Source organism: Symbioplanes lichenis, assembly GCF_030709675.1.
GTDB lineage: Bacteria > Actinomycetota > Actinomycetes > Mycobacteriales > Micromonosporaceae > Actinoplanes > Actinoplanes lichenis.
Genome location: NZ_JAUZQD010000003.1, coordinates 12238 through 31079 on the forward strand (window position 1 = coordinate 12238; position 18842 = coordinate 31079).

At 64.1% G+C, this 18842-nt stretch carries 17 protein-coding genes; 11 read left to right on the top strand and 6 right to left on the bottom strand.

Translation table 11 applies throughout. From position 1 onward, the window contains the following. Window positions 1–208: 208 nt before the first annotated feature. The gene (locus tag RAN62_RS07310; protein WP_369077148.1) at window positions 209–682 is read right to left on the bottom strand and encodes a transposase; all 474 of its coding nucleotides are present in this window, start codon (window positions 680–682) and stop codon (window positions 209–211) included. A 319-nt stretch (window positions 683–1001) separates the two neighbouring features. Here RAN62_RS07310 and RAN62_RS07315 point away from each other — a divergent pair, with 319 nt between their 5' ends. The 8 genes from RAN62_RS07315 (at window position 1002) to RAN62_RS07345 (ending at window position 11475) form a co-directional block, all read left to right on the top strand. Further along, window positions 1002–1754, top strand: coding sequence for a DNA adenine methylase (locus tag RAN62_RS07315; protein WP_305783729.1), 753 nt, complete (start codon window positions 1002–1004; stop codon window positions 1752–1754). 3 nt (window positions 1755–1757) lie between these two features. Beyond that, window positions 1758–2285 carry a hypothetical protein gene (locus RAN62_RS41070; protein ID WP_369077149.1) on the top strand — a complete coding sequence of 176 codons (528 nt, stop codon included), beginning with the start codon at window positions 1758–1760 and terminating at the stop codon, window positions 2283–2285. Further along, complete coding sequence (locus RAN62_RS07320; RefSeq protein ID WP_305783730.1) at window positions 2285–4399, top strand: DEAD/DEAH box helicase family protein; 2115 nt, start codon at window positions 2285–2287, stop codon at window positions 4397–4399. Before RAN62_RS41070 ends, RAN62_RS07320 begins: the two co-directional genes overlap by 1 nt. After that, complete coding sequence (locus tag RAN62_RS07325) at window positions 4386–4577, top strand: hypothetical protein (RefSeq protein ID WP_305783731.1); 192 nt, start codon at window positions 4386–4388, stop codon at window positions 4575–4577. The genes RAN62_RS07320 and RAN62_RS07325 overlap by 14 nt, the downstream gene beginning before the upstream one ends. Before the next feature lie 2 nt (window positions 4578–4579). Then, window positions 4580–6523, top strand: a complete 1944-nt coding sequence (locus RAN62_RS07330; protein WP_305783732.1) for an AAA family ATPase — start codon at window positions 4580–4582, stop codon at window positions 6521–6523. A 6-nt stretch (window positions 6524–6529) separates the two neighbouring features. After that, window positions 6530–6874: a hypothetical protein gene (locus RAN62_RS07335; protein WP_305783733.1), complete on the top strand. Its 345-nt coding sequence runs from the start codon at window positions 6530–6532 to the stop codon at window positions 6872–6874. Between the two features lie 1020 nt (window positions 6875–7894). Then, entirely contained in the window at window positions 7895–9817 is a 1923-nt protein-coding gene (locus tag RAN62_RS07340) for an ATP-dependent nuclease (protein WP_305783734.1), read from the top strand. Further along, window positions 9814–11475: a UvrD-helicase domain-containing protein gene (locus tag RAN62_RS07345; protein WP_305783735.1), complete on the top strand. Its 1662-nt coding sequence runs from the start codon at window positions 9814–9816 to the stop codon at window positions 11473–11475. The genes RAN62_RS07340 and RAN62_RS07345 overlap by 4 nt, the downstream gene beginning before the upstream one ends. Window positions 11476–12182: 707 nt before the next feature. On the opposite strand, the gene RAN62_RS07350 is transcribed toward RAN62_RS07345, so the two are convergent. Next, a complete protein-coding gene (locus RAN62_RS07350) occupies window positions 12183–13139 on the bottom strand; it encodes a DDE-type integrase/transposase/recombinase (protein ID WP_305783736.1) in 957 nt (318 codons plus the stop codon). Between the two features lie 472 nt (window positions 13140–13611). Between RAN62_RS07350 and RAN62_RS07355 the strand changes: the two genes are divergently transcribed. Next, window positions 13612–14208, top strand: a complete 597-nt coding sequence (locus tag RAN62_RS07355) for an immunoglobulin domain-containing protein (RefSeq protein WP_305783737.1) — start codon at window positions 13612–13614, stop codon at window positions 14206–14208. Between the two features lie 15 nt (window positions 14209–14223). Beyond that, window positions 14224–14769, top strand: a complete 546-nt coding sequence (locus RAN62_RS07360) for a hypothetical protein (RefSeq protein ID WP_305783738.1) — start codon at window positions 14224–14226, stop codon at window positions 14767–14769. A gap of 10 nt (window positions 14770–14779) precedes the next feature. Here the strand turns inward: RAN62_RS07360 and RAN62_RS07365 are convergent, their stop codons facing one another. The 3 genes from RAN62_RS07365 to RAN62_RS07375 form a co-directional block, all read right to left on the bottom strand. Further along, on the bottom strand, window positions 14780–15379 hold the full coding sequence (locus RAN62_RS07365) for an EcsC family protein (RefSeq protein WP_369077150.1): 600 nt from the start codon (window positions 15377–15379) through the stop codon (window positions 14780–14782). Beyond that, window positions 15264–16154 carry a hypothetical protein gene (locus RAN62_RS07370; protein WP_305783740.1) on the bottom strand — a complete coding sequence of 297 codons (891 nt, stop codon included), beginning with the start codon at window positions 16152–16154 and terminating at the stop codon, window positions 15264–15266. The genes RAN62_RS07365 and RAN62_RS07370 overlap by 116 nt, the downstream gene beginning before the upstream one ends. 129 nt (window positions 16155–16283) lie before the next feature. Next, a complete protein-coding gene (locus RAN62_RS07375) occupies window positions 16284–16646 on the bottom strand; it encodes an aldehyde dehydrogenase family protein (protein ID WP_305783741.1) in 363 nt (120 codons plus the stop codon). A gap of 8 nt (window positions 16647–16654) precedes the next feature. On the opposite strand from RAN62_RS07375, the gene RAN62_RS07380 reads away from it, so the two are divergent. Next, window positions 16655–17359: an LLM class flavin-dependent oxidoreductase gene (locus tag RAN62_RS07380; protein ID WP_305784294.1), complete on the top strand. Its 705-nt coding sequence runs from the start codon at window positions 16655–16657 to the stop codon at window positions 17357–17359. 26 nt (window positions 17360–17385) lie between these two features. On the opposite strand, the gene RAN62_RS07385 is transcribed toward RAN62_RS07380, so the two are convergent. Beyond that, entirely contained in the window at window positions 17386–18840 is a 1455-nt protein-coding gene (locus RAN62_RS07385; RefSeq protein WP_305783742.1) for a peptide MFS transporter, read from the bottom strand. Window positions 18841–18842: the final 2 nt, after the last annotated feature.

The window sequence follows — 18842 nt, forward strand, 5'->3', positions numbered from 1 at the left end:
GGTGGGTCGACCATCGCGGTGCGTAGTACTTGGTAGGCGCTGAGCAGGGCGTAGACCTCCGCTCGACATCGTCGGGGGTGCGGGCGCGTAGCACGCATCCGCCCGGACCGAGAATTTGAGTTCGAGGTAGGCGTCTCGGTCTCCCAGCGCTGGTGGTGGAGCGCGACGATCTCGGCGGCGGGATGGGTGACGCGGTCGAGCAGAGTGCTCAGCAGCCGGTAGCCGCCGGTGTGGGTGCCCGTAGTGGTGGTGATCCGGATCTGCGTGTCGATGACCCGGACCCGCCGCTGGCCGATGATGGAGAAGAACGAGCCGTCGCGGTGACGGCGCAGGACCGGCAGTTTGCGTCCGGTTTGCAGCGGATCAGTAGATGCGCCCCCGTCGCGGCGAGGGTGGCGATCAGGGCGGCGGCGGCGTAGTTGCGGTCAGCCAGCAGCAGCATCCCGGGTCGCAGGCTGCGGGCCAGATATCGGGCGTGGTCCAGGTCGCCGGTGCTGACCGGGTCGAACACGGCGTCGATCACCGACCGGGTTCCGCTGGACAGCAGGGCACTCAGTCGTAGTTGGGGGTAGCCAGAACCGGCCGTTGCAGCGTTGTTTGGCATAGCAGTCGGTGCTGCACAGCCGTCACCGACTCCACATGCTGCAGCGCCCGCGGCGGACGGAACACGGCGAGGGAGCATCGCCGTGCCGTCGGGCCATCGGGATGGGTATTACGGGCCCTCCCATCAAGGCTCCGAGCCATGCCTCTCGCGTGGGCGGTGCGTAGTGCACGGATGCCCAGGACGATGATCACGGCGAACGAATCCGTGGGCGGCGCCGGGGACCTGCTCCGCCGGAGGTGGAGGTTGTCAGAACAAAGCACCGTAGGGTTGTTGGCGGCGGGACCAGCCTTCGGTAGCATGCCTTCATGATCCGGCCAACCGCAGATAAGCGACAAAGCAAATGAACAATGGAATTGCGGTTGATGCCCCGGAGAGCGCGAGTGGTGCTCTATTCAGCATGAGGAGCATCCCGAACAGCGCTATCGACCAACCGCAGCTCAGGCCATTCTTCGGGTATTTTGGTGGCAAGTGGCGGGACGCTGTCAAAAATTACCCCGAACCGAAGTACGACACGATTGTTGAGCCGTTTGCCGGATCTGCCGGATACGCGATGCGATATCCAAGCCGGAAAGTCATCCTCTGCGAGATTGATCCAATCCTGGCTGGAATCTGGAAATACTTGATCAACGTAGACCCCTCAGAAATTCTTTCGATTCCCGATATCGGTCCTGACGGTTCGGTCGACGATCTGAAGGTTTGCGAGGAAGCCAAATGGCTTGTCGGTTTCTGGCTCAACCGCGGTGCAGCCAGTCCTCGACGGTCCCCTTCCCGATGGATGAGGGATGGCATCCGTCCCGGATCGTTCTGGGGCGAACGCGTAAAGCAAACCATCGCGACTCAAGTCGAAGCTATCCGGCACTGGCAGGTGGTCGACGGGGGCTACTCCAGCCTGCCGCCACTTCACGCTGCGACTTGGTTCATAGATCCACCGTACGAGACGGCTGGAAAGAATTACCGGTTTGGTTCGGAGCAAATAAACTACGTTGAGCTAGCTGAGTGGTGCAAATCTCGGCCAGGGCAGGTCATCGTTTGCGAAAATGAAGGCGCGACTTGGCTGCCGTTCAGGAGCCTGGCGGATGTCAAGACGACGCGAGCGAACTCGCGATCTAAGGAAGTCGTCTGGATCTCTGATGAGAAATCAGCCGGCTGACCGATGCCTAATATAACTAAGCGCCTACATGCAGCCTTTCTAGAGCCGCTGGAAGATGCAGTCGAGTGGCATTCGGACATAGGTGTTAAGCCCCTCAGTGTTGACTTGGCGTTACCCAACCCTCCGCGCCTGCGCGTCTACATGTATTCCCTGGTTTCCGGCGGCACGGTCAGGCCTAACGAGTATAAGGGTGTTCTGCGCGTTCCTGGCCAGAAAGTCGGCGATTATGGATCGTTCGATCACTCGGGCGGTCGGTTGGCGCTCCTCGTAGCATATCGCGAGGACCTTGACGTCTTCGTGTTATGGGACGCAAGTTTGCACCCTCGTTTCAAAAACGGAGGCAACGTGCAGGTGCGCGACTACACTGTGCATGAGGCTGCTGCCCTTGGCCGAGCACGCCAGAGTCGACCGCTTGTATCAGGTGTTGTCGAAGCAGTTATTGCATGTCAATCTTGCAACCTGCTCGAGGCCCTTCGCGATCGGGTCGCGTGGACCGGCGGGTTCGACCGCACCGTTGTGAGCGGCCGCTGATGCAGGGACTGGCCGAGCTGCACTTGCAGACGTCCTATCACAAGGGCCGCGATGATATCGCTGCCGGCTTCTACCTGCCATGTATGAACCGGTCGACCAAGTATGACCGCGCCGTCGGTTACTTCAGAAGCACCGTCTTTCTGATTGCTTGGCCGGAACTCCGAGGTTTCGTCCAGCGCGGTGGCAAAATTCGGGTTCTTTGTTCGCAAGTTCTGGCCGACAAAGATGTCGACGCACTCGAGCGCGGATACTCTGCACGCGTCAATGCAGAGATCGACTCGAGGCTGCTCGAAGAGGTCCGTAACCTACTCAACGACCCGGTCATTTCAGATCCTGCGCGCGTTCTCGCTGCCCTTGTCGCGCACGGAACCGTGGACCTTAAGGTAGCGATTCTGCGCGACAGCGAGATGCGAAGCGTCAAAGGAAGAATATTCCATGATAAGTTGGGCATCTTTGGTGATGAATACAACAACCGCGTAGTGTTCAAAGGCTCAATGAACGAGACTTGGACGGGGCTAGCCAACGACGGGAATCTCGAATCGGTCGACGTCGCCGTGAGCTGGATGGGTGCACGAGACGTGGAACGCGTCCGCACGGAAGAGAGCTACTTCGCCGACTTATGGCATAACCGGTACCCGACGCTCAATGTCCGTCCGTTTCCTGACGTGGCTAGGCACGAGCTGGAAAATGCAAGTGAAGGCGACTGGCCAGGGTCCCTTACCGACGTCTTGGATCGCATGTCCGCGGGGAGGGACAAGGGCGAAGACGCCCGCGGCAGGACGCTGCACTCACACCAGTCCGCTGGTCTTGCGGCATGGCGAGCCAACGGACGCCGGGGCATCCTTGCCTTCGCCACTGGAAGTGGCAAGACCTTCACCGCGATTACGGCCATCCGTGAGGCGATCACCAAGCACGGTGATGTCGTGGTCGTGGTCGTTCCGGACCGGGTGCTGTTCCAACAGTGGTACCGAGAGCTCGAAGAGACGACCTCTGACCTTGACGTGAGCATCCTCCGGGCCGGCTCTGGATACCGTCGCTGGCGAGACAGTCTGCGGCTCTGGACTCTCCCCGACGGGCAACGTCGGATCGTCCTCGCTACCGTGAGAACGGCTGCCAGTGGAGAGTTCCGGCGAAAGCTGAGTGGGGGCGCCCACCTCATGCTGGTCGCGGACGAAGTCCACCGACTCGGTTCCGCCCGAAACCGCGAGCTTCTCGACGAAGAACTCTTCGGCGCCCGGTTGGGCTTGAGCGCGACTCCGGAGCGCGCCGGCGACCCAGAAGGCACCCAAGCGTTGTTGTCGTATTTCGGTGGAATCCTCCAGCCTCGGTACATGCTGGCGGATGCGGTCCGCGACGGCGTACTCACGAAGTACTTTTACCGACCTCACACCGTGCACCTGACCGAGCTAGAGGCCCAGGAGTGGCAGGAGATCACCGCACGTATCGCGACTCTGCGAGCCCGTATCGCGAACGGTGATCAAAGCAGCAATGCGCTAGCGCAGCGTCTTGATCTGCTTTACATCCGACGTGCTCGAGTGGTCAAGCACGCATCGGCGAAGGTGCCTCTGGCTGTATGCGTCCTCAGGCAGGAGGGCGTGGAGGGGCAGCGTTGGATCGTCTACTGTGAAGACTTGACACAGCTCAACCAGGTCAGCACCGCACTTGCGGACGCAGGGATACCAAGCCTTCCATTTCATTCCCAGATGGAAGGAAGCCGGGAGGAAACGCTTCAATGGCTGGACCGTCGAGGTGGGATCGTTGTGGCTATCAAGTGCCTCGATGAAGGAGTTGACGTCCCGTCTGTGACCCACGCCTTGATCCTCGCGTCCTCCAAAAATCCTCGAGAATTCGTTCAACGACGCGGACGAGTCCTTCGTCGAGCGGATGGGAAGTCGCTAGCTTTCGTCCACGATGCCATCGTGCTACCACCAGCCGGTGGTGGACGTGAAGGTGCGTCAGACCCTATTACCGCCGGCGAACTAGCCCGAGCCGTCGAATTCGCGCAACACGCGGACAATCCAGCGGCATCTGCTGACTTGCAGCAAATCGCCATCGATCTCGGCATCGATCGGCGCACACTCCTCCAGGACGGTTTCGAAGATGCAGACGACTGATCTCAAAGATTTACGAGAAGCCGTTGAACGAGTACGCAACGAACAGCATCCTCATCTCGACCTTGAATTCCTTCATGCGGTCATCCGCGCGGAAGACGAAAATCCCGAGGATGACACTGCGGCACTTCGAGAGATTCAGACCGCATTGAAGATGGCTCTCTCCTCGGCAGGGGCGTAATCGTGCTGCGGCTCACGAGCATCGAGATAGAAGGCTTCGGGCCCTTCGCCGAAAAGCAGACCATCACCTTCCCTTCCGGGCCAGGCGTGACGGTCATCTATGGCGAGAACATGCGAGGCAAGACTTCCTTGCTCAACGCTATCCGATACGCGTTTTTCGGCACGGTTCTGGGACGTGGATCCAGGGCCCAATGGCTCCACACCATCACGAACCGTGACCTTGCCGGCGAGGGGAAGTATGGCTTCCATGTCGCTTTGACGTTCAATTACGATGGGCATGACTACGAACTGGTTCGTGAGTGCCGGCCGTCGGTTGTAGTTCCAAGCAATGACGACGACTACATGGATAGCGTCATGCTTCGACGAGGAAATACGATCCTCGGCCCGGCAGAGCGCAAGAAAGCACTCCAGCTAATCTTCCCCGACGAGGTTTCGCGCTTCTTTCTATTCGACGGTGAACTCCTCCAAGAGTATGAGGAGCTACTCATCAACGAGAGCGACTCAGGCCGTAAGATTTCCGAAGCGATCGAACGTATCCTCGGCGTGCCAATCCTCAAGCGTGGCCGGGCGCACCTTACCCAACTGTCGGAGGACGCCGACAAGTTGGCGGCGCGCGAGGCATCGAAACGCCAGGAGACGCAAGCGCTCGGGACGGCGTTGCAGCAGGCAACGGAACAAAAAGAAGCCCATCAGGGCGAATTGGCACGCCTACAAAAGCAGCTTCAAGAGCTGACCAATCAAAAGACTGAGTACGAACAAGTTTTGCAGTCCATGCAGAAGTATTCCGGCCTGTTACAGGACCGCGATGAAGCGGAAGCCCGACTCGAACAGGCCCGTAAAGACGAAAAGAATTTTCAAAGCGATCTTCAGCGAGTTATGAGCGACTCGTGGAGATCGATTCTCCGTGAACCAGTCCGTGCGGCGCGAGAGCGCGCCGAGGGCGAGGTCAGGTCCGAGTTTGACAACCTCCTAGTAGCTTTGAGAGCTAAGGCGATCGCGGAGCGGCGCTGTGAAGTCTGCGGTCAGGATGTCGACGGTCACACCTCCACCATCCTCCAGCAGGCGCTCCCGCATGGCGCCGAAGCGCATGCCGAATGGGCACCCGTTACATCCACGGCCATGACGAGACTGTCGGATCTCAATCGCTTCAGAGATACAGACAACATTGGAGAAATTCAGCAACTATGGAGGCGGATCCAGAACCTCAAGCTAGAACAGATCACCCTCCAGGATCGCATCTCCGACCTTACGACGGCGCTGGCAGACTCTGACCCCGACACGGTCCGCAGGTCGAGAGCCAATTATGCCGAAGTTATCGAAAGAATGGCCGTCATAAAAAGGGCCATCGACGAAGAAAAGAAGAAGATCGACGAAACCGATCACAGTATCCAACGCTTGACCAAGCGCCTCGAAGCCTCGGGAACTTCCGACCTTCGAGCGGGTCAGGTAAGAGCGAAGATGCTGCGCGAAGCCGCTGAAGTTTTCGGTGGTGCGGTTGAAGCCTACAAAACAAAACTTCGCGCTCGCGTCGAAGATTCTGCTTCGAGTTTTTTCCTTTCGATGACCACAGAAAAGCTTGACTATGTAGGCCTAACTATCAATGAAAGCTACGGCCTTACCATTCGGCACCGCGATGGCAAGGCCGAAGAAGCTCGCTCTGCTGGTGCGGAGCACGTTGTCGCGCTAGCTCTCATGGGAGCACTGCAGAACAACGCTCCTCTGCGCGGCCCGATTGTCATGGACTCGCCATTCGGGCGCCTAGACGAAAACCATACCGCGAATGTTGTGAGCACTCTGCCTAAAATGGCGGAACAAGTCGTGCTGATGGTCTACGAGGCCGAAGTTGGAATCAAAAGAGTTCGCGAGCTTCTGGGCGCTGACTTGGTGCGAGAGTATCGTTTGGAACGAAAATCTGCCCGCCGCACCAACGTCCGTGAAGTAAGGTAGGGGGATATGGATCGCGATCGGGAAAGCATCGGCCTTACCAGCCAATCTCAGGTCTACCTGACCGAGATTGAGGACCGCGGTTGGTTCCTCGAGGGACAGGACATCGCCCGGTTCAGCCTCGCCTATGCCGTCCGCTCCAAGATCGGCGAGGGGTCTACCTCGGGCACGGAAACACGGTGGGCCGCCGGCAACTTCGACAAGACCGGCGAGATTCGGGCGCTACTCTCGGCGCTGTATCCGGACTGTCAAACCCCTGTGCGCCTCATGGAACACCTAGTCAATGAAGGACTCAGGATGGTTGCCGCGAGGGCTCGAACGGAGGACCTCGGGCCCGCCGACCTCATGGACTAGAACTAATACGCGGAGCGTGGGCGCAGTCGACCCCAAAGCGATCGATCGTCAGGCGCCATAACCTCAGACCCATCCAGATCGGGGCCTTTGAGGTTGACTCTGCTGGTCTGCGAGACCAGTATTCGCTGCCTCCTGCCCGATTATTACCCGGACCGAATGTGAGCTAGCAAGTCTCCTGCCACGTGTAGTAAGGCCGAAGCCGGTGCCCATGTCTCGGCCTCGGACACCCATGCCTGTGAAGTCGGCGGTGATCACCACTGCCGTTGGATCGATGGGGACTCGACTCCCACGTCGGGAACTCGGGAGCTGCGCCCAGCGGCAGCGGGCGAGCCCGGTCAGCAATTCCGCGACGGCCACGGCTGATCAGCGAGCGACGTGAGTTGCCGCTTGCTCACGCAGCCGCCGGAGATCGCGCTCGAGATCCACGGTCACGTTGCTGGACCCTTCTCGAGGCCCAGGCGTTTTAGTGCCCAACTCGGCAACACCCCGCCATGGTGGGAGACGTGCACGCACAGCTCTTCTGAGCCGTAGCCGCCTGGAACACCCTCACCCACCGCAGCCCAGAAAGCCTTCGAGTCGGGCATGTGTCCGCTTGCGGCGTACCAGGCCGTCACCTCGGGATGCTCGGCGCGAAGAGCTTCAAGGCCGGCGGCGGCCAGCCCGCGGCGTTGGTATCGCTCGTCGGTATAGGGTCGGTCGACCCACCCAATGTGGCAGTACGGGCACACGGGCCTATTAACCAGAGCGGCTGACGGATGAATCGCCAGGGAGTCGCGCTAAGCCCGGGAAAAATTCGAGCTGCGGCAAGCTGCCGTCATCACATGCTGCGGAAGGCCAGCCCTCGCCGAGCCGAAAGATCGGACGCCGGCTCGATCTGCCGCACCGCCGAGAAGTGGTACGTCAGGGTGATCTCGACCTGCCCGGCAATCGATGCCGCTAGGCTGCGGGCGCGTCAAGCCAGCGCGGCCCGGCTGGGCGATGTCGTGAGAAGCGATCTGCCGGAAAGGTGAGCGAGCGCCGATGAAGATCAAGACGTTGCGGCTGAGCAATTTCCAATCGTTCGGTCCAGAGCCGACGGTCATCGAGCTCGGAGAACTGACCTATGTCCTCGGCCCGAACGGCGCCGGCAAAACCGCCGTGCTCGAAGCTCTCTCGCGTCTGTTCAGCCCGCTGGAGGCCCAGCGTAAGGTCCGCGTCGAGGACTTCCATGTGCCGATCGACCAGAGCGCGGGCGACGTGCAGACCGCGGAGCCGAGCCTATGGCTGGAGGTCGACGCTGAGTTCCCGGAGGCGGGAGCCGAGGGCCAGCACGCTTCGGTCGCTCCGAACTTCTCGCATATGGCGATTGACGACGCGGACGGGATTCCGCGCATCCGCGTGCGGCTGACGGCCACGCTCGCCGCCGACGGCGTCATCGACGAGAAGATCCAATACGTGCTGGCAGCCGATGACACCGGCGAGCCCGTCGAACGTGCCGAGATGTCGCGCTACGACCGCAGGAACATCGAGGTGCACTATCTGCCTGCCCGCCGCGACCCGGCTGACCACATCTCCTACACCACGGCCTCGCTTATCGGGCGGATGCTGCGCGCCGCCGACTGGACGACCGAACGGCAGACGCTGAGCAACCTGACCGATCAGATCACCGCATCGCTCGCCGCCAACGCCGCGGTGGCCGGCATCGGCGTCCAGCTGACCGGCGAGTGGCAGGGCATGCACAGCGGAGCTCACTTTAAAGACCCCTCGATCGCGTTCGGGCGCGGCGACCTGGAAGGCGTGCTGCGCCAGCTCACCGTGATGTTCTCGCCCTCGCACAGCGGCACGCCGCTGCCGTTCGACCGGCTCAGCGACGGGCAGAAGTCGTTGCTCTACATCTCACTCGTGCTCGCCTGGCAGTCGCTGGCCAGGCAGGTGCTCGACGGCACAGAGACCTCCCTCGATCCGGACCGCCTGCGACCACCGGTACACACCGTCATCGCCTTGGAGGAGCCGGAGAACAGCCTCGCGCCGCAGTATCTCGGCCGGATCATCCGGCAACTGCGCCGGGCCACCTCGCACGGGGACGTCCAATCCCTCATCGCCACCCACGCGCCGGCCCTGCTGCGCCGCGTCGACCCCCACGCGATCTGCTTTCTGCGGCTGAACGCGGTGCGGGAGACGACCGTGCACCGCATCCTGCTTCCCACCGCCGACCAAGAGGCCGCCAAGTACGTCCGGGAGGCGGTCCAAGCCTACCCCGAACTTTACTTCTCCCGGTACGTCGTGCTCGGCGAGGGCGACAGCGAGCAGGTCGTCATGCCCCGGGTCCTGGCCGCCGCGGGCATCGCCGAGGACGACGCGTCGGTATCGGTCGTCCCGCTCGGTGGCCGGCACGTCAATCACTTTTGGCGACTGCTCAACGAGCTGCAGATCCCGCACGCCACCCTGCTCGACCTCGACAGCGGCCGCTTCCAGGGTGGTTGGGGCCGAGTGCGTAACGCCCTGAAGCAGTACAACAAGGTCAAGCCTGGGACCTACCCGAAAGACAAGATCGATGCCCTCCCCGCATGGGATGACGACCGCGATTTTCCGACATTCAAAGAAGGCCGGGGAGCCCTCTGGTCCCTGGAACAGCGCGGTGTCTTCTTCTCCAACCCGGTAGATCTCGACCTGATGATGCTCGAGGCCTACCCCGACGCCTACGACACCGACCCGGCCCACCCGGACGACAAGACGATCGTCGCCGTGCTCGGCAAGAGCCACACCAACGAGAGCCGCCTGCCCGATGAGGCGTTCCAGCTCTTCGACGCTTACCACGACAAGTTCGACCTCGCCAGCAAACCCGCCTCCCACCTGGGCGCGCTGGCAGAACTGAGCGACCAGGAACTACTGGACGACCTGCCCGAGGTTCTCGAGCGGTTGGTGGAACACGTACGGGCGAATCTCGACGGGCTACCAGAATGATCCGCCCCGAGCAATGGCATCCGGTCGGCGGCCTGGTCCTGGAACCGAACGCGATGACGGCCGCCACCATGTCCGACGAGAACGTCGTTGTCTCGGCTGGGCCGGGGGCGGGAAAGACGGAACTGCTCGCCCAGCGGGCGGACTTCGTTTTGCGCACAGGCCAATGTCACTACCCGCGCCGGATTCTCGCGGTCTCATTCAAGGTCGACGCCGCCCGAAATCTGCGCGAGCGCATTCGAGAACGGTCCGGGCCGCAACTCGCGGCCAGGTTCGACAGCCTCACCTTCCACGCCTTCGCCAAGCGCCTGATCGACAATTTCCGGCCCGCGCTGACCGGACTGAATGCCCTAGACCCGGACTATCGGATCGATCCCGATAACCGGGTAGCCCGCCGCCAGATCACCTTCGCCGACCTGGTGCCGCTGGCTTTGGAGATCATCGAGACCAATGCCTACGCCCGCGAAGGTCTCCGCCAGACATACAGCCATGTCTTCCTCGACGAATTCCAGGACTGCACCAGCCAGCAGTACCGGCTGATCAAGGCGGCGTTCGGCCAATCCGCCGCCGTCCTGACAGCCGTGGGCGACACCAAGCAGCGAATCATGGCCTGGGCCGGCGCACTCGACGGCGTGCTGAGGACCTTCGCCACGGACTTCGCCGCCACGTCGCTTCCGCTCTACCAAAACCGGCGTTCCGCATCACGTCTGCGCCGGATGCAGAACCGGATGATCGCCTACATGGATCCCGCAGCGGTCAGCCCCGCCGAGGACCTGACCGGCGACGGCGGCGTCATCGATGTGCTGGCCTTCGACACCGACAACGACGAAGCACAAGAGGTCGCGGACCTTATCGAAAACTGGCTGGCCGAAGGCACGGCGCCGCGCGAGATCGCTGTCCTCGTGCGTCAGCAACCACACCTCGTCGCGGCAACACTCGGTGACGTGCTCACCGACCGCGGCATTCCATTCCGCAACGACCAAGAAAGCCAGGACCTCACCGCGGAGCCGGCCGCTGCCCTGGTGTTTAACTTCATCCGGGTGATCGCCGACGACCGGCGACCTGACGCCTACGCCGAACTGATCCGGATGGCGAACCCCATGAGCGCCTCCGAGGACGAGGCCGCCAGGTTCGACAGCCAACTCAAACGGACCCTGCGCGAAGCCCGCTCCACCGTCCGCAATCCCGCGTTCAAGGTCAACCACCCCGCCGCGTGGAGACACCTCGTCGACGAGTTCCTCCAACTGGTGTCGCGACCAGTTCTGACCGCACTGTCACCTGGGTACCAGCAGGGCACACGGCTCGACGACCTGATCGAGCAAGCCTTTGACGCCTTCAGCAGAGAGCTCGCCATTGACGGAGAGTCCGTCCAAGCGCTCAGACGGCTATCGGAAGCCGACGCCATCCGTTTCCTCACGATCCACAAGTGCAAGGGTTTGGAGTTCGAGAAAGTCGTCGTTCTCGGCGTGGAAGAACAACTCTTCTGGGGCAGCGACCCGACAACCATCATGTCCGAGTTCTTCGTGGCGATATCTCGCGCGAAGCACCACCTTCTTCTGACCTACGCCGAGTACCGCGAGCGCCCGGCGAGAGCCACGAGGCGATGGGATGAGTGGCGTACGCCCCACGAACAACTGCTGGGCTTCGCTCAGGACGACTAGCAAACCGACTACCTTGGACAGCGCGACTCTGCCGACAGGTCATCGGCGCGAAGGCTCGGGCGGTGTCCAATTTCGATGCGATTGGTCAGGATCCGGTGACAGGGTTGTCTGGTTTTCGGCTAGAGATAGGCCGTGGCCCTGGCGGGATCCGTATGCAAACAAAGCGAGGCGCCTTCACCACGGCGGAGGCCGCGAGCACCGAGTGCAATGGCTGTGCCGGCGACCTCGGATGCGCTGCATCCGAGACCGCGGCTGAGAGCCGATGTGCTGCGGTAAGGGAGCATCGTTAGGACTGCCGATATGGACTCGGGGCCCCGCGTGAAATCGGCGGAAGGAAATTCTCGCAGGAGGGGAAATGCGATGAAGGCTGGTGCGAGTCAAGGGGTCGCTCCGATGCCGGTGTAGTACGCCGCTCGTTGTCCAAAATCTGCTCGTCGGAGTTGCTGCGAGACACAGGCAACACGTCTAGGAAAACCCATTTGAGAGAACCTGGGCGGCGAAACCGCAGGTAGAGTTGTTGTGGTTGGCTCGGCAGTAGGTGGTTGGTAGCGACACCTTTACTCGGCCTGGTATGCTTATCAGTGACCTGGTAAAACGTTTGTTAGCACGTCGCTGGGCCCTCTAAATGCTGGGGGTCAAGGGGTCGCAGGTTCAAATCCTGTCAGCCCGACAGTTGTGATGTCTCAAGACATCGGAAACGCCCTGACCTACGAAGTTGTAGGTCTGGGCGTTTTGTTTGTGCGGGTGGGGCCGGGTGGCTGGCCGGTGGGCTGGTAGTCGCGGTCGGGGTCGATGGTGAGCTCGCGCAGGAGTTCGCCGGTGGCGGCGTCGAGGACGCGGACGTCGAGGTCCTGGACGAGCAGCAGGACGTAGGTTTCGGCGTAGGTTTTGCCGATGCCGATGTGGCGCAGCCGACCGGCGACGCGCAGGGTGACGGTGCCGGCTTTGCTGATCTTGTCTTTGCGGACCCGGTCGTGGCTGGTGCTGGTGTTGGTGCCGGGGGTGGCTTTCGGTCGGTCGTGATAGGCGGCGGCCGGGGTGGTGCGGTGCGTGAGAGATCGGTGCGGGCGGCGGTGATTGTTTCGTCGATGAATGCGTCGATCAGTGTTTGTAGCTGTGTGATGGTTGCGGGTTGTGGTTGGTGGGATCGCAGCCAGAGTTTCAGGGTTTGGTGGAAGCGTTCGACTTTGCGCCCGGGTGGTGGGATGGTTCGGGCGTGAGTTCTTCTGCACGATGTTCAGACGGTGTAGTTCGTGTTCCAGGCCGTTGCGTCCGCGGCTGCCGCGTCGGCTTCCGCCGGACAGGCGGGTGGCGAACACCATGCCGTTGTCGGTCAGCGTGGAGGCCGGAGTCCCATAGGTGGTAACGGTTTCACGGAACGCGAGCAGGACGACGGGGCCAGTGACGCGCCGGTTGGCGGTGACGCTGAGGGCGTATCGGGAATGGTCATCGATCCAGCACAGGATTTCGACATCGTTGCCGGGACGGGTGTCGGGCCGGGTGAGCCGGTAATGGGTGAAGTCGGCTTGCCGGCATTCGTTGGGTTGTTCGACGGCGAAGCGGATGTAAGACGATTTCGGCCGTTTGGCCGGCTCTGGAACAACCACTGGTACGCCGGCTCGGAAGTGCGTAGGTAGTGCGATCCGCACCGCCTTGTATCTCATCGCACAGATCTCCAGCAACTTCCGTATCGCACCAGCGGGGTACAGAAATCGGCGTGTTCCAGCGAGAAAGACTTGGGGACCTGCAGGTGGCTGAGATCAACCGGTACGAAGCGGGCCCGCCTGGACGGACGAGGTGTCAGGACCGGCCGCAATGCTGACAGCCGAATGGAGGAGCCGCTCGTTGGCGAGGTATCCCGGCTCGACTGTCAGCGTCTTGTACGAGTCTCGGTGAGATCGTAGCTGGGAGGACTCCACCGAACCTGCCGCGGTATGGCCACGCGCGGGCCGGCAAAGCGGTGACGACGAGGCGGGGTAGTGACGCCCGGGTCGATCCTTCTAGCATCGGTCGATGCGAATGTGGTCCGGGGCTTTGCGAGCCGGCGTCGTGGGCGTCGCCGTGGCGGTGCTTGTTGGGTGCGGTGATGCAGCCGCCCCGGGAAGCGGGACAAGGTCCGGGTCTCCGGCTGCGGCGGTGTCCGCGGCCGTGATGCCGTCGGTGGCTGCGGAACCCGCTGCGCCGGTGCGGCGGCCGGATCAGATCCTGGCTGACAACGTCAAGGCTGCCTACTCGGCGTGCAAGGGCTGCGGCGGCGAGCTCAACGCGGACGCCGCTACGGTGCAGAAGCTGGTCAAGAGGTTGGTGCGCGAACATTCCCAGCACAAGACGTTCCCGCTCAGTGCGGAGAACGCCGAGCAGGCTCTGTACGGGCCGCCCGGCTCGGTGCCGAAGCTGGCCGGCGCGAATAATCCGCCGCCGGACGTCTCCTTCCGAGACGCGGACGGCGCGGAGGTGTATCGGCGTGAAGTCAAGACCTTCTCCGGTACGGCGACGACGTTCGCCAAGCAGTTCGAGGACTACGGCAAGAAGCTCGGGTACCGCGGCGAATTGTACGTGCAGGTGCCGGCCGGTACCGATGTGCGGGCGCTCATGGACGCGCTGTGGGCGAAAAATACCAGCGACGCCCGGCTGGCGCGATATGCCGATGTCTACGTTGCGTTCCATGATGAGGGCGGTCGGCGCTTGGGATTGTGGATGATGGGGGCTCGGGGGATGGGGGTTCCGGGTTGACGAAGGGGTCATCGGATGAGTGAGTCGGCGTTTCTGATTTGTTCGTGCAATCGGATCGGCTGGGGGTTGGGGAAGCCGTTGCGGGAGGCGGACGGGTTGGTGGCGCGGTTCAGTGAGACGCCGGGTGAGACGCCTTCGGAGAAGTCCGCGGTGTTGTGGAAGGTGTTCGCGGATCATGCCGGGCATCGGCTGCGGGTGGCGCCGGATTGGGACGAGCAGGTGCACGAGCAGATGAGCACTGTGTTGCTGCCGGCGATGCTCGATGAAGACGTTACGTACGAGCAGTTTCTGGCGGGTTGGCCGGAGGCCGGCTTCGATGAGCTCGCCGAGGCCGGGTTCGAGGTGCGTGGTGAAGGCTTTCTGGTGTGCGCGGAGTGCGGGGAGCGGCTGCCGCTCGGGCGGCCGGTGCTTGATCGGGAGTCGGCCGTGCTCTTCTTCCATTCCGGCGGTAAGGGGGCGGCGCCGAATTCGCATCAGGCCGATGTGAGTGACGCGGCGTGGCGTTTTCTGGCCGAGCACTACGGCCATTCGCTGCGCGCCGAAGTGGATGGACTTGGCTAGTCCTCAGAGGTTACGCCGCGTCGCTCGTCCCCGGCTCTGTGATCACCCCGTCCAGCAGGTCGTCGATCTCAACCGCGGTCGTATCGGTGTCCGGAGCGGGCTCGGAGGCGGGGCTCGCAGCTGGCTTGTTGATCCACTCTTCCCACGAGAGATTGTGCTTCTCGGACAGGTAACGAGCACGGTAGAGCCGCGTCGCGTCCTCGATGGCGGAGCTGAGCATGTTGAAGCTGAGCCCGGCGGCGACGATGCTGCCCGCGATCGGCACGACCTGCGCGAGGCGGGCTTTGGTCAGTCTCAGCCCGAGCAGCTTGAAGATTTGTGCGATGACGGCGACCAAGGGCTCTTTACCTAACTTCCCCCAGGTCGCGCGGCGCATCATTTGCTGGGTAGGGCGCGACAGGCTCGCGAGGGCAGCTGTCTTGCTCGTCGACGAGGATGCCATGCTGTAGTTCAGAACGCCCATGAGGAACAGCTCCTCCTCGGGCCTGCGCGGGTCATAACCATAGTGGACGGCCACCTCGGATACCGCGCGGCCGAGAAGAGCCAGCGAAGCTACGGCATCGCCGGCCACTGCCGTCACGGCGACGGCTGCTGTTGTGCCGCCGCTCACCGTCGTGCTGACCGTTGCTCCGGTGACCGCGACGGAGGCGAGGCCGGTTCGCCAGGAAGCCGATGCCGTTGGTCAAGGCGCCCGCGAGGACCGTGCCGCTGCCGACGTACTTGGGCATGTTGCGGTTGTCGGTTTTCTTGGGCGGTTCGGCTGCCTCGAGGTTGGGTTCAGGCTTGGTCAGCGGCGGTACGGGCTTCCGCTGCTCGCTCATGAAGTCGCCGAACGCCGTCGACGCGTTGACGATGGTCGCGGTGCCGCCGAGCGGTACGGCTTTGAGCGTGGTGTAGGTCGCGCCGGCCCCGAGACCGAAGGCCAGGGAAGCGGCGGCCGCGCCGCGTTCCTTCCACTTGTCGCCGTCGCGGTTGAGCCCTCCGCTGGGCCAGGCCCCCGGCATGTTCGCCGTGACATCCTCCTCGACGACCGGCGCGGGTTCTTCGACAACCGGCGGCGATTCTTCGTGGACCTGCGGCGGATCCGGGATGGGCGGCGGGGTGCGGATGGGCGCGGGCGGCGGGGCCGGGGTGCCCGAGTCCTCGTCCATGATGCGCAAGCTCTCCTGGACGATCGCCGCGAAGGTGGGGTCGGCCGCGATCTGCTGGGCGAGGGCGGCGTCCACCTCCTCCGGAGCGCGGGCGATGATCTGGTTGACGGCGCTGTTGCCGACCTGGCGCTGCAGGGCGAGGAGTGCCTGCGGGCCCTGCTGGGCGGGCCGGGCGGGCGGGGCTGCCGAGCGTACGGCCGGGGCCGCCGGACGGGTGTGGGCGTGCTGCGGCACCGCGGACTCCCCACAGTGGACTCGGCCTCTGTGCCGCAAGATAGGGACGCGGGTGAACGTGGGGTAGCGCCGAGGTTCACGACGTGCTGGACCCCGGCACAGCGACGGGGCCCAGCTGCGGGAGGATCCTCAGAAGGTGGGGTGGCTCTGGGTGTCGCGGACGGTCACCCACTGCCAGACGGTGAACTCGTCCAGGTTGGTCAGCGCGCCGAAGCGGCTGCTGCCCCCGGAGTCGCCCAGCCCGCCGAAGGGCGCCGGGGTCTCGTCGTTGACGGTCTGGTCGTTGATGTGGATCATGCCGGCGCGCAGCCGGTCACCGATCGCCTGCGCGAGGGCGGGCGAGCCGGAGTGCACCCCCGCGACCAGCCCGTACGGGGTGCCGTTCGCCAGCCGGACAGCCTCGTCGTCGTCGTGGAAGGTGGTGATGACGGCGACCGGGCCGAAGATCTCCTCGGCGAAGGCGGGCATGTCCGGGGTGACGCCGTCCAGCACGGTCGGCCATCCTCTCGCCCGGCCGGGTCTTCCTCGGCGTCGGCACCGGCGAGGCCCTCAACGAGCAGGCCGCCACCGGGCGCTTCGGGCGCTATCCCGAGCGCCGGGCCCGGCTGGCCGAGGCGATCGATCCGATCAGGGCGGTCTGGAGCGGCAAGCGTGTGTCGTTCCGGGGCACCTACTACCAGACCGAGGACTACAAGTTGTACGACCGCCCGGCGCGGCCGGTGCCCATCTACGTCGCCGCCAGCGGGCCGAAGAGCGCGTACCTGGCCGGCGAGCGCGGCGACGGGTGGATCACCAGCGCGGCGGACTTCTCCCGGCCCGAGCTGCAGGAGGCCTTCGCGGCCGGGGCGCGCGCCGCCGGGAAGAACCCGGCCACCATGCCGAAGCTGGTGGAGACCTTCGTCGTGGTCGGCGGGCGCCGCGAGGCCGAGTACGCCGCTCGCAAGTGGCGCTTCACCGTCGACGCCTTCGGCGACCTGCTCTACCAGCCGGACCCGGTCGACATCCAGCGCATCGCCGAGCAGCGGTGGACGCTGCCCGAGGTGTACGCGAGCTGGCCGCGCGGCACCGATCCGCAGGTCCACATCGCGGCACTGCAGAAGATCATCGACGCCGGCGGCACGCCCATGGTGCATTCGGGGCAGGCCGACCAGCGCCGGGTCATCGACTTCTACGGCGACCGGGTCCTGCCGCACCTGCGCGCCTGACGGTCACCGCAGCCGGGCGGCGCCGGTCAGCGGACGCCGCCCATCAGGCGCGAGATCGGCCGGGCGCCCAGGGCCAGCGCCGCGCCGAGGACGATCGCGATCACGCCGAGGATGCCGAAGTACGGCGTCTCCCAGTCGGCGCTGTAGTAGCCGGCGAGCGTACCGGACAGGGCGGTGCCGAGCGCGACGGACAGGAAGAACAGGGCGACCATCTGCGTGTGGAACACCCGGGGTGCCAGCTTGGTGGCCAGTGACAGCCCGACCGGGGACAGCAGCAGCTCCGCGACGGTGAACACCAGCAGGATGCCGGTGAGGGCGAGCAGCGGCGCACTGTTCGGGCCCCCGCCCGCGAGGGGCAGGAACAGCAGGAAGGCGACGCCCATGACGGCCGTTCCGGCGGCGAACTTGATCGGGGTGGACGGCTGGCGGGTGCCCAGCCGCGTCCACAGGGCGGCGAACACGCCGGAGAGCAGGATGATGAAGACCGGGTTGATCGACTGCACCCAGGACACCGGCATCTCCCAGCCCAGGATCTCCCGGTCGAGACGCTGGTCGGAGTAGACGGTGACGACGGTGAACTGCTGCTGGTAGAGCGACCAGAACGCGGCGCTGGCCAGGAACATGGGGACGAAGGCGAGCACCCGGCGCCGCTCCTCGCCGGTGATGCGCCGGCTGCTGAGGATGACGACGAAGTAGCAGGCGGCCGCGGCGGCGCTGAGCACCACGACGATGGTGGAGAGCCGGTCCGCGGCCAGGACGCCGGTGACGGCCAGGACGACGACCAGCGCGACGACGGCGGCGGCGGCCACAGCCACGCCCGTACGCGCCCGGGCGGGCAGCGGGTTCGGCACCTCGTTCGCGGACGCGGGCAGCCGGCGCCGCCCGAACGCGTACTGTGCCAGGCCGACGGCCATGCCGACCGCCGCCAGCGCGAAGCCGAGATGGAACCCCGCGTTCTGCTGCAGTAGCCCGGTGAGCAGCGGCCCGGCCAGCGCGCCGAGGTTGATGCCCAGGTAGAACAGCGAGAACCCGGCGTCGCGCCGCTCGTCGCCGGCCGCGTAGAGGGTGCCGACCAGCGACGTGGCGTTGGCCTTGACCCCGCCGCTGCCGACGGCGATGAGCACCAGCCCCACGCCGACGCCCGGCAGCCCCGGGAGCACGGCCAGCGCGATGTGCCCGCACATCACCAGCACCGCGCTCAGGAACAGCACCCGCTCGGACCCCAGCAGCCGGTCCGCCAGCCACGCGCCGAGGATCGTCGACAGATAGACGGCGCCGCCGTAGGCACCCACGATGCTGGTGGCGGTCTCCTCCCGGATTCCGAGCCCGCCGTCGGCCGCCGAGTAGTAGAGATAGATCAGCAGGATGCCTTGCATGCCGTAGAACGAGAACCGCTCCCACAGCTCGACGCCGAACAGGGTGGCCAGGGGACGGGGCTGCCCGAAAAACGTCCGGTCCCGGTCGGTCGCTGTCACGGACATGG

What these genes read in the sequence shown, in the direction of transcription:
- RAN62_RS07385 (WP_305783742.1), bottom strand. Translation starts at nt 18,840, where the DNA reads ATGTCCGTGACAGCGACCGACCGGGACCGGACGTTTTTCGGGCAGCCC.
- RAN62_RS07345 (WP_305783735.1), top strand. Translation starts at nt 9,814, where the DNA reads ATGATCCGCCCCGAGCAATGGCATCCGGTCGGCGGCCTGGTCCTGGAA.
- RAN62_RS07350 (WP_305783736.1), bottom strand. Translation starts at nt 13,139, where the DNA reads ATGAGATACAAGGCGGTGCGGATCGCACTACCTACGCACTTCCGAGCC.
- RAN62_RS41070 (WP_369077149.1), top strand. Translation starts at nt 1,758, where the DNA reads ATGCCTAATATAACTAAGCGCCTACATGCAGCCTTTCTAGAGCCGCTG.
- RAN62_RS07340 (WP_305783734.1), top strand. Translation starts at nt 7,895, where the DNA reads ATGAAGATCAAGACGTTGCGGCTGAGCAATTTCCAATCGTTCGGTCCA.
- RAN62_RS07360 (WP_305783738.1), top strand. Translation starts at nt 14,224, where the DNA reads ATGAGTGAGTCGGCGTTTCTGATTTGTTCGTGCAATCGGATCGGCTGG.
- RAN62_RS07310 (WP_369077148.1), bottom strand. Translation starts at nt 682, where the DNA reads ATGCTCCCTCGCCGTGTTCCGTCCGCCGCGGGCGCTGCAGCATGTGGA.
- RAN62_RS07315 (WP_305783729.1), top strand. Translation starts at nt 1,002, where the DNA reads ATGAGGAGCATCCCGAACAGCGCTATCGACCAACCGCAGCTCAGGCCA.
- RAN62_RS07325 (WP_305783731.1), top strand. Translation starts at nt 4,386, where the DNA reads ATGCAGACGACTGATCTCAAAGATTTACGAGAAGCCGTTGAACGAGTA.
- RAN62_RS07320 (WP_305783730.1), top strand. Translation starts at nt 2,285, where the DNA reads ATGCAGGGACTGGCCGAGCTGCACTTGCAGACGTCCTATCACAAGGGC.
- RAN62_RS07335 (WP_305783733.1), top strand. Translation starts at nt 6,530, where the DNA reads ATGGATCGCGATCGGGAAAGCATCGGCCTTACCAGCCAATCTCAGGTC.